The sequence below is a fragment of the Nocardia wallacei genome, assembly GCF_029869545.1.
GTDB classification, from domain to species: Bacteria; Actinomycetota; Actinomycetes; order Mycobacteriales; family Mycobacteriaceae; genus Nocardia; species Nocardia wallacei_A.
In genome coordinates, this window is record NZ_JARWQD010000323.1 from 32,116 (window position 1) to 47,539 (window position 15,424).

8 protein-coding genes (1 of these 8 cut by a window edge) are annotated in these 15,424 nt (G+C 71.1%); 2 read left to right on the forward strand and 6 right to left on the reverse strand.

What is annotated here, in order from left to right; all coding sequences use genetic code 11:
* The 3 genes in view from QH290_RS29765 to QH290_RS29775 are tightly spaced (at most 16 nt apart) and all read right to left on the reverse strand, a layout consistent with a single transcriptional unit that may run on beyond the window.
* Nucleotides 1–10,951: the beginning of a WXG100-like domain-containing protein gene (locus QH290_RS29765; protein WP_280386501.1), read on the reverse strand. The gene continues 23,795 nt to the left of window position 1, outside the view; the window shows 10,951 of its 34,746 coding nt (coding positions 1–10,951); the start codon lies at nucleotides 10,949–10,951; its stop codon lies off the left edge, out of view.
* 16 nt (nucleotides 10,952–10,967) lie between these two features.
* Nucleotides 10,968–11,486, reverse strand: coding sequence for a YbaB/EbfC family nucleoid-associated protein (locus QH290_RS29770; protein WP_280266725.1), 519 nt, complete (start codon nucleotides 11,484–11,486; stop codon nucleotides 10,968–10,970).
* A gap of 6 nt (nucleotides 11,487–11,492) precedes the next feature.
* The gene (locus QH290_RS29775) at nucleotides 11,493–11,837 is read right to left on the reverse strand and encodes a hypothetical protein (RefSeq protein WP_280266724.1); all 345 of its coding nucleotides are present in this window, start codon (nucleotides 11,835–11,837) and stop codon (nucleotides 11,493–11,495) included.
* A gap of 316 nt (nucleotides 11,838–12,153) precedes the next feature.
* Here QH290_RS29775 and QH290_RS29780 point away from each other — a divergent pair, with 316 nt between their 5' ends.
* The gene (locus tag QH290_RS29780) at nucleotides 12,154–12,813 is read left to right on the forward strand and encodes a response regulator transcription factor (RefSeq protein ID WP_280386505.1); all 660 of its coding nucleotides are present in this window, start codon (nucleotides 12,154–12,156) and stop codon (nucleotides 12,811–12,813) included.
* A gap of 29 nt (nucleotides 12,814–12,842) precedes the next feature.
* Here QH290_RS29780 and QH290_RS29785 read toward each other — a convergent pair whose 3' ends face one another.
* The 3 genes from QH290_RS29785 to QH290_RS29795 all read right to left on the reverse strand — a co-directional run bounded on the left by QH290_RS29785 (nucleotide 12,843) and on the right by QH290_RS29795 (nucleotide 13,996).
* A complete protein-coding gene (locus QH290_RS29785) occupies nucleotides 12,843–13,139 on the reverse strand; it encodes a hypothetical protein (protein WP_280266723.1) in 297 nt (98 codons plus the stop codon).
* A gap of 128 nt (nucleotides 13,140–13,267) precedes the next feature.
* Nucleotides 13,268–13,543 carry a hypothetical protein gene (locus tag QH290_RS29790; RefSeq protein ID WP_280266722.1) on the reverse strand — a complete coding sequence of 92 codons (276 nt, stop codon included), beginning with the start codon at nucleotides 13,541–13,543 and terminating at the stop codon, nucleotides 13,268–13,270.
* Nucleotides 13,544–13,579: 36 nt separating this feature from the next.
* The gene (locus QH290_RS29795) at nucleotides 13,580–13,996 is read right to left on the reverse strand and encodes a hypothetical protein (protein ID WP_280386503.1); all 417 of its coding nucleotides are present in this window, start codon (nucleotides 13,994–13,996) and stop codon (nucleotides 13,580–13,582) included.
* 1,178 nt (nucleotides 13,997–15,174) lie between these two features.
* Between QH290_RS29795 and QH290_RS29800 the strand changes: the two genes are divergently transcribed.
* The coding region (locus QH290_RS29800; RefSeq protein ID WP_425303666.1) for a hypothetical protein at nucleotides 15,175–15,424 on the forward strand (250 nt) is incomplete at its 3' end.

Here is a 15,424-nt window from a genome sequence, read left to right on the forward strand (position 1 = left end):
GGTTCCCGGCCGGTCGATAGCCCTGTTCGGCGGGATCGGCCGTGTGCACGATCTCGGTATCCGCCAAGGCCCGCAGCGCCCACTCCCCCACCGGCGTGCGTGCGAGTTCCGCCCGAATTCGGGTCAGCCGCTCGGTGGTCGCCGCGGCCACCGCGTCCAGCGGCACCACCGGCGGGGTGCGGTCGCCGGGCGCCTGCGGCTCATGGAGCCTGGTCAGGCCGACATTGCCCCGGCCGTCCACCTCGAGCAGATGATGTTCCACCCGGTCGGCGCCCAGGCGCGCCAGCTCCTCGGCGACCCGCGGGTGCGCCAGCGCCTGCTGGTGCTCGCCGCGCGGCGCCACCACGATCAGCCGTTCGGGCGGTCCCGGCACTCTCACCACGTGGCCGGACAGGCGGTCGGCGCCCGGATTCACCCGCGCGATCGTCTCCACCTGGTCACGAACCGCCAAGTCGTGCAATGCCTTCGCGTCGTCCTCCAGCCCGGCGAGCAGGTTGTTGCGCCGGTCGGCCAGGTCCAGCGATTCGCGCAGCCGGTGCTGTTCGCGCCGCAGTTCGGCGGCCTCGGGCGGCGGGGTGGACGGATCGAACAGCCGCGCGTCCAGGGCCGTCAGCCGCGGTAGCAGCCGATCGCGGACGGCGAGGATATCGCCGGAGGTCACGCCGCGACGGGCCAGATCGGCACCCATCTCCTGCGCGCGCAGCGCATCGTTGGTGTGGCGCAGCGCCTCCGCCCGTATCCGCTGCGCCACCTCGGGCGTCATCGACTGATACACGGGAACCGGCTCACCGTCGTTGCGCACGGCGGCCCAGCGGCTGCGGTAGTAATCCCCGTAATAGGACTCCTCGACGGCGACGCGTGCCGCCTCCACCCCGGCCGCGTGCGCCCGCGCGTGCGTGGCCGCATCCGGCGACGCGTCCCGATCGGCCAGCGCCTGCGCGTACGCCTGGTGGTAGGCCCGCTCGGCGGGCTCGGGATCGACCCGGTACCCGAGCGCGCGCAGCTGTTCGGAGAAGCGCATCTGATGCAGGAAGCAATCGGTTTCCTCGGCGACCATGGCGCGCACGTAATCCTCGCGCGTCATGAACTTCTCCCACCCGTAGGCGGTGTCGCCGTCGAGGAAGCGGCGGCCGTGCATCAGTTCGTGCACCATCGTGAGGGCCTGGCGCACATGGCTGTTGCCGGAGGTGAATACGACGACGGCATGGTCGCGGTCGGAGAAGTGACCGGCGTGGCCGAGCGGATTCTCCTGCTGGAACCGCTCGCGCAGCGGCAGCCGATCCAGCGCCTCGAGTGTCTCCCGCCCGATCCCGGTCTGCCGCAGGATCTCCCGCACCTGATCCGGCACCGCGTCCGCCGGTCCCGCCGGGCGCAGGCCCAGCTTCGGGGCGGCGGGCTCTCCCGCACCGGGATTCGCATCGTGCGGCGGCGTCTCCGGGCGGGCGCCGGGCGGGACATTCGCCTCGTCCCAGGCGCGGCCGTAGATCTCCCGGTAGGTCTCACCGTGCGGCGCATACAGTTCCAGCTCCGGCCCGAACGCCTCGATTCCGGCCCGGAATCCGATGTCCTCCAGTTCGGAGGGATCGGTGATACCGCGGTCTCGGGCGCGCTCGACCGCGGCCTCGTAGCCATCCAGGAAGCTGCGCTCCCCCACCAGCGGCGGCAGGTCGAATCCGCCCTCGGCGCGCAGCTTTTCGGCAGCGAAGATCTCCCAGGCGTGGGCCCATGCCTCCTCGCCCAGCATCATCTCGACGTAATCGGACCGCAGCCGGGTCATGCGCTCGTGCACGGCGCCCGGTGTCGCCCGGTACTCGGCCATCTCGATGTGGATGGCGTGATGCACCAGCGCGGCCGCGATCTCGCCGTCCGACAGGCCCGCCTCCAGCACGAGCCGCCGCAGCGACGGCTGGTAGCCGTGGTCGCCGTCGAGGGTGTGCAGCACGAGCACGCCGCGCTCGTCGAACATCCGATAGACCCAGGCGCCGATGTCCAACGGCTCCAGTCGATCCCGGATCGCCGCCATCCGTGCCTCGTCGGCCGATCGCGCGAAGTGGCGCGGTTCCACCGGCGCGTGCGGGGTCACGGGCTCGTCCGGTGTGCGGACGGTCTGGGTATCGATCCGCGCGTTCCGGTCGACCTCGACGTTGACGTACTCGATCCGATCGGCGCCGATCCGCCGCACGACCTCGGCGACGCGCGGATCGGCCAGCACCGCCGCGTGGCCACCCGGTTTCGCCGGAACGATCAGCCGATCCGGTTCGCCGGGCACCAGCGCGGCGAGGTCGGCGATCGTGCGTGCCTGCGGGAATTGCCCTGCGCGGGCGGCGAGTACGTCGGCGACGGCCCGCCGGTGCGCGACGTCCTTGCGCTCGTCGATCTCGGCGTGGATGTTCTCCCGGATGTCGGCCAGGTCGCCCACGTCGTACAGCCGTCGCTGCACGCGCCGCAGCTCCGCTCGGCGGGCCGGATCGGCATCCGGGTCGGACAGCTTGTCCCGCACCGCATTCAGCTCCCGCTCGACCTGGCGCAGCAGCTCGGGGTGGTCGGCGTCGGCGTCGAGGCGCCCGGTCTCGGCATGATCGTTGTGCGCCTCGGCAAGTGCGTCGAGCCGATCCGAGATCTCCCAGGCCCGTTTGACTTCCAGCTGCCAGTGCAGCACGTCGAGGTGGATGGCGCGGGCCACCTCCGGGTCCGCCGGTTCGTGCCCGGGATCCGGTTTCGACAGCACGCCACCGGGATTGGCTTCGTCCCAGTACCGCGCGTAGGTATCGCGATAGGTGCCGTCGGCCCACTGGTAGTGCTCGAGGTGCCTGCGGGCGGCCGCCAGCGCGAGCGCGTCCGCTCGCTCCCGGGCCTCGCTCTGCGACAGCGCGGGATCGGCACTGAGCCGGATCAGCTCGATGCCGAATCGCTCGTTGTACTTGGCCTCCAGCGCATTGGCCTCCACCACGTACTGTCCCTCGTAGCCCTCGAGGGCCCGAAGTTCCTGGGCGAAGCGCATTTCGCGCTGGAAGCACGCGAATTCCTCGTCTATGCCCGCGCGGATGTAGTCCTCGCGCCGCATGGTCTTGGGGTCCGGGGAACGGCCGTCGACGAAGTGGGCGGCGTGAATCAGCTCGTGCACCAGGGTCAGTGCCTGCCGCACGTGATTGTGGCCGGAGGTGAATACGACCGCGGCATGCTCGTCGGGGCGGAACTGCCCCTCGAGGTACTCGCCGCGACTGGCCGGTTCGAACAGCTCCCGCACCGGCATCAATTCCGACAGCGCGAGTATCTCGCGGCCGGTTCTGGTCTGCCGCAACAACTCCCGCACCTGCTCCGGCGCCGAATCCAGCGAGCGGCCGACGCCCACCCGGTCCGGGCTCCCGATATCACGCAGCGCCTGCTGCGACAGCCGCTCCCGCGTCGCCGGGTCCACCCGCTCGACCGGAGCGCCGTTGCGGTCGAACAGGATCGCCTCGGTGCTACCCGCACGCGCCAGCGCGGACAGGTCGTTGTGGTCGAAACCGTTGGCCAGGTCCCGTACGACGATCCCGTCACCGCTGTTCACCAGCAAATAGGCGTGCCCGCCCACCCCGTAGCGGTCGGTCGGGCCGCCGTACATGTCCACGACCAGCGCGGCGGATCCAATTCCCAACTCCCGCAGCCGATCCGCGATCTGCCCGTGGTCGTCGAACGGCCGCAGGTACCCGCCCGCGTCGGCGACCAGTTCCTCGCGCGACATCCCCTCGAACCCGACCGGCCGCTGCGGAGCGCGGATGCCGGACCGTTCACCGAACATCCGCAGCAGTTCGCGCAGCGACCATTCGCCGCAGCGCCCCCTGTTCTCCTCCGCCGCTGGCGCCAGCTCCCACCGGCTCGGGCCGCCGCCCGGCGCGCGCTCCGCGGGCGCCGTCGGCGATTCGGTCCGCGCGCTGTGCGATCCGTCGGTTACCGACCCGTCAGCGGCGGCACGACCCGCCGCCTCCGGCACTCCACGCGCGGTGTCCCACAAGGGATCTCGATGCGCTCCGGCATCTATTCGGCTCGGCTCGGCACCGGACAGGCCGCGCAGTTCGCCCGGGAAACGCAGGCCGCCACCGGGTATCCGGGGTTGCGAGGCATGTCCTGCGGACCGATGGGCCTCGGGGGCCGCCTCCGGACGCCCGTCCGCTACCAGCGCGGGTGCCGCCTGACGGGACTCCGCGGCGCCCGGTTCCGGACGCGACCCGGCCGGATCCTCCACAACACCGCGAACCGGACCGGGCCTGTGGGCGGGTGGCCGTTCGGGCCCGCCGGACGATCCCGGCCGCGAGCCGTCACCCTCCTGCGGACGACCCTGGCGGGGACGTGCCGACGCATCGTGCCCCGGCCCCGACATCTCCGTGGAATGAGAACGGGGCGAGGCGGATTCGCCTTCCGAAGCCTCGCCCGGGCGCACATGCGATTCGATCTCCGCGAAGCGCCGCATGATCACGTCGTGCCAGTGCTCGCGCTCCCACTTCGCGAACTCCGGCCGCAGTTCGGCCAGCCGCTCGCGCAGGAGCGCCACCTCCGAGGCGTTCAGGTCGTGGTCGATGAACTCGATTCCGCCGTCCTCCCGCACGCGCAGGAAGCGTTCCGCGTACCGGCTCACCATCTCGGCCATGAGGGCGTCGGTCTCGAAGGTGCGGTGATGGCTTGTCCAGGAGAGCTTTCCGTCCGGCTCGGTCACCAGGCGGTCGGTGCCGCGCAGGCCCGTCAGCGCGTCATGCAATCCGACCCCGATGTGGCCGACTCCCGGCCGCGCCAGCAGCTCCAGCAGGAGAGTCGAGGCGGGCTCGCTGTAGACCACCTTGCCCTCGGCGGTCGCCCGCGGGAAGTCGGCGTACAACGCGCGACCGACCTGTGACGACAGCACCTCCGCCTGCGCCATCCGGGTGTTGATCATCGTCTTCCGGACGATCTGGGTGCCGTTCTCGAAGGTGATCAGTTCCACCTTGCGCACACCCTGCACCGCGATGTTCTCACCGAGCGGCTCCACCGACCGCACATCGGAGTTGCGCGCGTCGCGCAGCACCTCCTCGAACGTCCGCTTCCCGTTCGCCTCGTCCCACGCCCTGCCGTAGGCGTCCCGATACGACTCCCCGTGCGGCGCATGGCTTTCGATCTCCGAGCGCAGCGCCGCGAGGGCGGACTCGTTGGCCATCCGGTCCAGCACCGGGTCCAGCGTCCGCGGTGTCGGCCGATCCTCCAGGCCCGCATTCGCGATCAGCTCCGCGCGCGCCCGGGCGAACTCCTCGGTGTAGGCGCGGGTGCCGGTCGGTTCCGGCACATCGTGACCGGCCGCCCGAAGCTGTAGCGCGGCAACGATTTCCATCGCATGCGCGCGTGTCTCCTCGGCGAGCATCCGGTCGATGTAGGCGGCGCGGCTCGGCCTCTCACCGCCGCGCGGTACGACCCGCTCGTGTACGCCCAAGGGGGTGTCGTGTCCGCGCCCCGCCGCCGCGTGGATGGCATGATGCACCAGCGCGGCCATATGTTCGGCATCGGAGAGCCCGACATCCAGCACGAGCCGGTTCCGGTACGGCTGATACCCCTGGTGCCCGGGCTCGGCGGTGTGGACGACATCCACGTCGCGCAGGGCGTCCAGAGCCCACCTTCCGACCTCGGTTCCCGCCAACTCGGCGCGGATGCGGGTCAGACGTTCCGTCGTCGCCTTGGCCGCGGCATCCAGCGGCACCACCTCGCCGGGACGCACGGGCGGCGCGTGCGCGTCGGTCGTCAGCCGGGCACGGCCCTGGCCGTCCACCGCGGTGGGCAGGTGCCGGACAAGATCGGGGCCGAGCCGGGCGGCCTCCGGCGCCACCCGCGGGTGCGACAGCGCCGCCTCGAACTCGCCCGGACGGGCCACCACCAGCAGTTTCTCCGGTGGTCCGGCGAGGCGCACCACATGATCGGACAGCACCCGGGCGCCCGGGGTGACGCGCGCGATCGCCCGCACCTGTTCGGCGGCGGCGCGCTCGTGCAGGCTGTGCGCGCTGTCGGCAAGGCGGGAGTCGAGATTGTTCCACTGGTCGGCCAGGTCCGACAGCTCGCGCAGCCGATGCTGTTCGCGGCGCAGTCCGGGCAGCCGGTCGGCGGGGGTGGCGGGATCGGTGATCTTCCCGTCCAGCTCGGCCAGCCGCCGCAGCACGTGGTCGCGGATCTCCGGTGTCTCCCCGAACGGGATCCCGAGGTCGTCGCACCGGCGCTCGAGCGCCTCGATCATGCGGTCCGACCGGATCACGTCGAAGGTGCGGTGCAGCGCTTCCCCGCGCAGGCGGTTCGCGACCTCCGGCGGCATCGCCTGGTGCGGTGTGAACGACTCGGGAAGTCCGTGCACCGTATCCCAGCGTTTGCCGTAGAAGTCGACGTAGGTCTTACCGTCGCTGCCCTTCATGGTCGCGATGTCGTTGTGCGCCTCGCGAAGTCCGGCCTCGTGTGCTCGCTCGCGCACCGCGTCCGGTGGCAACTCGGGGGAATTGCGGGTGAGCCGATCGACTTCGTCGGCGTAGGCCCTGTCGTAGGTGCGTTCGCCGGGCTGGTCAGGGACCTTGTGTCCCAGGTCGCGCAGTTCCTTGGCCAATTGTGCCTGGCGCGTGAAGCAGTCGGTCTCCTCGGCGACCATGGCGCGGATGTACTCGTCGCGCGACATCGACCGTTCCCGGTCGGACATCGTGGTGCCGTCGTGGAAACGTCGGCCGTGCACGACCTCGTGCGCCATCGTGAGCGCTTGCTGCGCATGGTCGTAGCCGGAGGTCAGCACGACCAGGTCGTGGTTGTGGCCGTCGAAGAAGCCGCCCCGGATACCGTCGCCGTGTTCGCTGTCGAACCGATCGTGCACCGGGAGCCGGTCCAGTTCCTCGAGCACCTCGCGCCCGATTCTGGTCTGCCGCAACAGCTCCCGGACCTGATCGGGTCCGGCGTCGAGGGACCGCCCGATCCGTCCGGCGGCGTCGGGATCGAATTCCTGCTGCGCCAGGTACCGCCGGGTCGCCTCGTCCACCCGCTCGAGCGCGCGGCCGCGGCCGTCGAACACGATCGCCCGCGGCTTGCCGTCGAGTTCCGGCGGGACGCGCACCGCGGAGCCGGGTTCGGTGGGGGCGGTCGCGTCCCGGATCACGATGCGGCCGCCCTCGTTCACCATGAGGTAGGCGTGCGCACCGATTCCGGTCTTCCGGTCCGCCATGGTGTACGTGTCGACGACCAGCGCCGACGATCTGTCGCCCAACCGGCGCAATTCGTTGGCGATGGCGGTGTGATCGGCGTAGGCGGTCAGCTTGCCGCCCGCGGCCGCGACGAGTTCGGCCTCGCTCATGCCCCGCTCGTCGATCACCCGCCCCGGCATCCGGATGTCGGTGTCGTGGCCGGGCGGCCGGATCAGCTCACCGTTCTCGTCGATCACCATCCGCCCGGGCGGTACGGAATCGTCTGCGCCGCTGTACATCCGGATCAGCTCGGCCAGAGCGCCGACACCGCAGCGGCCACCGGCATCGTCGCCGAGGGGCCGGAACGTCTCGGGCACGGGTTCCCCGAGCGATTGCAGCAGTTCCCGGCCGCGTTCGGTGGCCGCCAGGAATTCCCGAGCCCGCGCGCTCTGCTCGGAATCGCCCAGGGCTTCGAGGATTTCGCGGCCCAACTGGGTCTGCGACATCACCGCGCGCGTGCGCTCCGAATTCAGATCGAATCGGAGCGCGCCCTCGCGTGCCGCGGCCGCGGACTCGGCGCCGTCGCGCATCATCCAGGTACGCGCGCGGTTGCTGATGCGGTCGACCGGGCGCCCGTTGTGGTCGAACACGATCGCCTGGCTGCGCGCCAGCTCCCGGGTCAATCGTGGCGGGAAACCGTGCTCGGCGCCGCGCGCCACGTCGTGGACGACGATCCGATCGCCCGCGCGCACCAGCAGATACGCGTGGGCGCCTACTCCGTGCCTGTCGGTCGGGCCCCGATACGTGTCGACCACCAGCGCGGTGGCGCCGTCCTTCATCGATCGCAGCAGGCTCGCGATCTCGGCGTGCCCGCCCGCGAAGTTGCGCAGCCTGCCACCGGCGGCCGCGACCAGTTCGCGGGTGCTCATCCCCTCGGCGCCGACCTCGCGGTCGGGCAGCCGGAAGGGGCGGCCGGGGAACCGGTCCATCAGCGCACGCAACGACAGCAGGCCGCAGCGGCCCCGATCGTCGTCGCCGCGCGGGGCGGACCTTCCGCCATCGGGAAGCTGCCGCGGCGGAGCGGCACCGTCCCCCGCATCCGCGCCCGACGGTCTCGTGTGCACGGGAGGATCCGCGTGGACGGCGGGAATCAGCAGCGCCGCATCCTGATCACGGTTCGCAGACGAATCGTCATCGGCGCGAACGAGTTTCGATTCGTCCCGCACCTCGTCCTGCCGGACCGACTCCTCACGAGACCGCGGGTCTTCACCATACGGCCGCAGCGCCTGGTCACCCTCCCCCACATCCCGCCGCGCCCGACGCTGTTCCGGCACATCGGATTCCGAACGATCGACAGCCTCCCCACGCCGGGCCACACCATTCGGGTCAACCGACTTGTCGGAGCCACCAGTGCGCTCGGGACCCCCATCCGACCGCTGCTCAGCGCGAGACGGCCGCACGGGCGGCTCCTCCCCACCTTCCGCGGCACGAGGCGGGCGCGCATGCGGCTCCTGCTCACCGTCACCGGTGCGGGGCGGTCGCCCGGGCGGCTCCTGCTCGCCATCCGCGGTGCGAGACGGGCGCGCGGGCGGCTCCTCCGCTATGCCCGCATCGCGGTCCGTGCGGACCTGCGACCTGTCGGGTACATCGGCGGTGCGATCCGGGGCGGCTGAGGACTTGTCCCGGATGTCCGAGTCGGGTTCCCTACGGACAGGGCTGCTCTCGTTCCCCTCCGGACGCACGTGTACCGGTTCGCCTGCTGGGTCGGCGGCGCGGCTCGATGCGCGCGGCGCTTCCTCACCACTGGATTCGGCCCGTAGTCGCGATGCCGGATCGGCTTGTGCCCGAACGGCATTCGGCTCCGCCGCGCCCGCGCGCGACGACATCGGCGCCCGATCCGCCGGGCGCGCGTCCGGCGCGCCCGCCCGGGACTGTTCGCCGCCGGGACGCACATCGCCCGCACGCGCGGACGACTCACCACCGGGGCGCACATCGCCCGCACGCGCGGACGATTCGCCACCGGGACGGCTCGCGTCGCTGCTGCCCGGGGTGTCCGATCGCAGGGGCGAGGAACCACCGGAATCCGGTCGCGCCGGGGGTGTTCCGGACTCCGATCGTGCGGGCGTGACGCCGGGGTCCGACCGCATCGGCGCACCGCCGTGATCGGCGACCGGGGCGTGGGCAGGCAGGCCCGCACTTCGATCGGCGCCGTCCGTGCCCCCGGTATCCGTCGCACCATCAATCCCGGTACCGGATCGTCCGGAGTCCGTTGCGGCACCATCGTTTTCAGCGCCCAGTCGACCGGAATCTGTTGCAGTACCGTCATTCCCGGCGCTCGGCCGACCGGAATCCGTTGCGGCACTGTCGCTCCCGGCCTGGGATCGGACGGGGTCGGACGGGCCACCATCCACACCCGCATGCGCACGACCCGGATCCTGTGAACCACCGGCGTGCGGCCGACCATTCTCTGCGTGGTCGGCACCCGCGGCGGCCGGGCGCGTGGAGCCATGTTCGCCTGTGCCGGAAGGGCTTTCGGTCCTCGATGAGCCACCGTCATCGCTCGCCGATCGCGGGGGCCCGCCGTCGCCCTCGCTCGGCGGACTCTCCGTCCGCACCGACGAGCCGTCGGACCCCGCCGGTCGGCTCGAGGCGCCGGAACCATCCTCGGAACCGGCCAGGCCCGCCCGGGGCGATGCGCCGTCGGAGCCACCCACCCCGGTCGGCGCGTGGGCACCGGCGGCCCCGTAATCCGCACCGTCGCCACCGACCCGCGGCGCGTTGGAGTAGACGCCCGCGTCCTGGCCCATCCCCCAGTGCTCCGACATGCCGTAATGGCGGGTGATCGATCCCTTGAACATGCCGGAGATCGATCCGCTGGCGACGCCGCCGGTCAGCATGCGCGGGTCGAAGTTCTCGATCCCCCGGCCCAGATTCTTCGTGGCCTCGTCCCAGCCCTTGCCGTGGGCCAGGTCCAGCCCGAACTGCGTGCCCAGCCCGGCGACCCACCCGGCGCCGCCGCCCATCAGCCCGCCCGCCTTCGCGGCGATGACGTCCTTGAGGAACGGGCTCATCGCATTATCGGCGAGCCTGCCGCCGATGGCCTCGCCGAACTTGCCGCCCGCGGCGCCGCCGATTCCCGACGACACCGTGGTCACCAGGAACCGATCCATATCGAATCCGCCCTTGCGATGCCCCTGGGCGATCTGAATGGCCTGAATCGCGGCGTCCTGGCCCGCCCCGATAAGGGTGTTGATCATGACGTGCCGCATCACGAAACGGAGCACGACATTCGATATCTTGGTAGCGACCCATTCCGAAATCCGCACGCGCACACGGGAAATGAACATACGAATCGCCAAACGGGTACCGGCGATCGCGGCCGCCTCCGCGGCGGGGGCGGTCGGCGGGAACGCCCAGCACGCGGCGATCTCGATCGCCAGCAGGCCCAGGGACGAAATCACCATCCACTGGCCGGATTCGATTTCGTCACCCGTGCTGTCGGCACCGTCGGCGATATTGGCGAAGTCGTGCGCCAGCCTGGCTACGGATCCGTTCTCGGGATCGTCGAGCGCCTTTCCGTTTCCGTCGCGCAGGGAATCGAACGCACCCGCGATCTGATCCCGGGCCTCCCCTTCCGGGTACGCGTCGAGCGCGGCTTTCTTGGCCGCGTCGATATCCCTTTCGATCTCCTCGAGTTCCTTGGCCGCATTACGCCAGAGCTGCGCGAGCGCGCGCATCTTGGCGGGATCGCCATTGGGCCATTCCGACCCGGCGACCCAGCCGAGGACGCTCATCAACTCCATAGGCGTTCATCCCCGATCACCAGCCGGAATCGGTGATTCCTGACTCTCGGGAATCGCGCTTCTCGACGACCTCGACGTTGTCGAAGGTCATCGGGCGCCCGGTATCGTCGGCGTCGCCGAAAATCTCCTGCGCGCCGGGTTTGGTGACGGGTGCGCGCTCCGGCGGCGGGACCTGTTCGCGCAGGTCCGGCATGCCCGGGACCATATCGGACAGCTTCGGCAACCGCGCCCGCTGCGCATCGAGCGGCGACATCAATTCGCGCGACTTGCGGTTCACGTCCGCGGACGCCTCCTGCACGGCCTCGACCACCGCGCGGGCCAGCTCCGGATAATCGAGATCCTCCACGTCGCGGCCGAACTTCAGATCGACCAGCACGCTGTCGGCATTCACCACCGCGGAGACCCGGCCGCGCCGCACGGACGCCTTGCCCACGAGTGCCGTCCGCTCCCGTTGCAATCGGGCAATGGTCTGCAGGGTGTCCTGAATATCGTCCATCAGGTCCGGGAATTCGTCCGGACCGAATCGTCCCGACATGGCCCGCTACCCGTTCGACCGGAAGCGGCGGCGGTTGTCGTCCTCGAGCTGTTCACGCACCTGCCGACCGGTCTTGCGCTGCCCGTCGGCCAGGCTGCCGACATTGTCGACCATGCCCTTCTCGCCGACCAGGCCCTTCCCCACGTTCTCCTGGGTCTTCACGTAGCCGTTGCCGTTCTCGCCCTTGCTGAACTGCTCACCGGTCCGGCACGTGCCCCAGGGGCTACCCAGGGCATTGGCTCCGGACTCCAACGTCGACCAGACCTCGCTGATCCGGTCGGCGACATGTTGCGTCTTATCTGCGGCCTTCCCGAAGGATTCCGGGTCCAAATGCCAACGCTGGGTCCCCATCACGCACCCTTCCTGCCATGCCGGCGGTGCCGCACCCCGGCCCGAACCTGCACACCCCACCGAATCGTTCAGACATCGTTCATGTCCTTATCGAGGGTCGGTCGAACAACCGTAACATCGCCGAACCGAACCGACCACTCGGTGTGCATTTTCCCCATCCTCATCCTGCATCGATTCTGGCATCCCAACGGAGGCTTAGAAATCGGTTACGAACAGGGAAAGCTCAAGGGAATGTTAAAGATCCGGCGGCCGCCCGCCGCGCGGCCGTCGCCACAAGGAGCTGCGCATGGACCCTGCGGTTTGCAAGGATCGGCATGTGAGGCTCGCGGTGGTCGAAGACGATGAGGGTGTCGGGGAGGCGCTGATCGAGGCGCTCCAGGCCCGCGGGCACGAGGCCGAACTCGAGCGGCGCGGGGCCGACATCCTGCTCGCACACCGCGGTTACGACGTCATCATCCTGGACCTCGGCCTGCCGGATATGGACGGGCTGCAGGTGCTGCGGCAGCTCCGCCGGGTCAGCTCCGTCCCCGTGGTGATCCTCACCGCACGCGACGACGAGCGCTCGATCGTGCGCGGTCTGCACGCCGGGGCCGACGACTACCTCGTCAAGCCGCCGCGCATCGCCGAGCTGATCGCCAGGCTGGAGGTGGTCACCCGGCGGACCGCCGTGCGCGCCGCACCCGCTCCGGAGGTCGTGGTCTCCCGGGACGTGCGAGTGGATCTGGCGGCCCGGGAGGTACACGTGGGTGGATCACCGATCACGTTGACACACAAGGAATTCGAGCTGTTGCGCATTCTGGTGGAGCAGCCCGGATCGGCGGTCAGCAGGCAGCAGCTGATGGACCGCATCTGGGGTGACGCCTTCCTGGCGGTCTCGCGGGCGCTCGACGTCCATATGGCCTCGCTGCGCTCCAAGCTCGACCGGCCGGGCCTGATCACCACCATCCGCGGGTACGGGTATCGCTGGGAGATCTGAAATACGCTGCGCTGCAACGGCTTCCGGACTCAGCTTCCCGCGTCGCCGCTGTCCCTGCCGCGGCGGTGCTCCTCGAACATCTGCTCCATCCGGGCGCGGCTGGCGGCGTGGTTGGAGCCGTCCAATTGACCGGCGAAGGCGCGGTGGGCCGCGGCCACCAGGGCGTCGGAGACGTCCGGGTAGGCCCGCGCGATATCCCACAGGGCCGCCTCGGTCTCCATGTCCAGGCCGGTATCCGACGACAGTCCGCCGCCGTCGCACACCGAGGTGAGCTCCTCCTCGAAGTTGCGGCGCAGTTCGGCCCGGGTGGGGGGATTCAGGCGCACGATGCCTCCTCGAGGTTTCCTGCGGGACCTCCGGTCGCCGCTGCAACGGTATCGCGACCAGCTTCGTCAGCGTGGGCGAACTCTCGGTGACCGGCCGGGAAAGCGCCGGTGACATCCGGTGCCACGGGTTATCCGCGCCGGTCGAATTGTTCCAGCTTGCGGGCCAGGGCCGCCTGGCGGGCGGCGGCGTGCGAGCCGTCCAGCTGGCCCGCGAAGGCGCGACGGGCCGCGGCGATCAGGTCGTCGGGGATGTCCGGGTGGGCGTCGGCGATGGCCCACAGGGCCTCCTCGGTCTCGGTGTCGAGGCCCGATTCGGAGGTCAGGCCGCCGCCCGTGGAGACCGATTCCAGCTCCTGTTCGAAATTGCGTCGCAGTTCGTCATCGGACGGACGTTCCTCGCGCACCGTTCCTCCTTCGCTGTGTTCCGGTCGTTCGTGCCCTCATCGGGCGAAGATACGCTCGCGCCGGTCCGGGTCCGCGCAGACGTCGCGGATCAGCAGGCCCACGTCCCGCTCGGCCGGGACGGCACGGTACCGCAACTCGCACGCGAGCGTGCCCGCGACGGTGACCGCGAATCGAATCCGCTGTTCCGCCAACGGTTCCCAGGTCACCGACACCATGCTCGATTCGAGGTCGACGAGCCGATCACCAACCCGCAGCGCCAGCCCGTCGGCGCCGCGATAGAACACCACCGACACCCCGTCCAGCTCCCCGAACACGCCGCCCGGCGCCTGCATGGCCAGCGCGGCGGGCTGCAACCCACCGGTGGCCGGACGGAACTGCGCCAGCTCCCCGAAGCCGCCGTATGCCTGCACCAGAATCTCCGCCCCGACCGGCTTCGGCGCACTGGTGAACATCCGCCGCCGCTTACCGTTACCCGCGGGCGGCGCGGGCATCCCGGGCGGCCCCGGCGGCGGCATCACCGGCGGTGCACTCGAATCCCGGTGCGGTGCACCGGCTGTCGAATCCGGTAGTGGGCCGGACGGCGGATGGTGCTCACCCGGAGCCCCAGTGGTGTCGTGCCCGCCATTGCCCAGCGGATTCGGCATGGCGGACGCGCCCGGGCCGGGGCGGTCATCGGTGCCGCGTGCGTGGCTCGCCCCGGAATCCGCTGGGCCCGACGGCATTCGATGCGATTCGGCGGACTCGGGTGCCCCTCCGTGACCACCGTTCGGTGGTGGGCTGTCCGGCACGGGCATCCCGGATCCAGGCGCCCGGGACCAGCTCGGATCCACGGCACCGCCGGACCCGCTCGGCGGCAACGCAATCGGCGGTGCAGGCGGCTGGCCGCCCGGAGACTGCGGCGCACCGGGCGGTTGCTGCGGATGTATCGGAGGCTCGGACGCAGGCATACCCGGCGGCGTCGAACCGTCCGGTGGCACAGACGGATTCGGGTACTCGGGAGACCACGGTGACGGGGATACCCCCGGAGCCAGTGGCTCCGCCCCGAGCGGAGATCCGGACCCCGGTGGAACCGGCATGCCCTGCGGTTGCGAGCTACCCGGAGGTTGCGGTGCCTGGAACTGCGGCGGCCCCGAAGACTCCGTCGACCACGGCGGAGTAGGCGACTCGAGAGCACCTGGCGGTGCGGGAGGCACAGGGCCCGGCGCACCCTCCGGCGCCGCGCCCGGCAGATACGGCGGCACCGGATAACCCGGCGGCACAGGCGGATCCGTCTGTCCCGGAGCCTGCGGCGGCTCGGGCGCAGGCGGGTATGGCGCACCCGGCGGGTGCGGCAGCTCCGGAAGACCCGGCGGCACCGGTGGATGTGGCGGCGCCGGAGGTCGCGGCGGCTGCGGCGGGGCCGGGGATTCCGGCGGCACGGGCGGGTGCGGGGGCCCGGGCGGGCCCGGTGGAACCGGCGACTCCGGCGGTACAGGCGGAACCGGCAGCTGCGGCGGCGGCACAGGTAGTTCCGGCGGCACAGGCGGTTGCGGGGGCACCGGTGGCTGTGGCTGCTCCGGCGGCTGCGGGGGTTGCGGCGGCACGGGTGGTTGCGGGGGTTCCGGCGGCACGGGCGGCACCGGGGGCTGGGGTGGCACCGGCGGATGCGGAGGTTGCGGCGGCACAGGTGGTTCCGGAGGGCGCGGAGGCTCCGGAGGCTGCGGCGGCACCGGCGGTTCCGGAGGTTGCGGGATGGGTGGCCGCGGAGGTACCGGAGGGCGCGGAGGCTCGGGCGGACGCGGAGGCTGCGGGGGCTCCGGAGGCTGCGGCGGCACCGGCGGCTCCGGCGGCACCGGCGGCACGGGTGGCTGCGGAGGTTGCGGCGGCACCGGGGGTTGGGG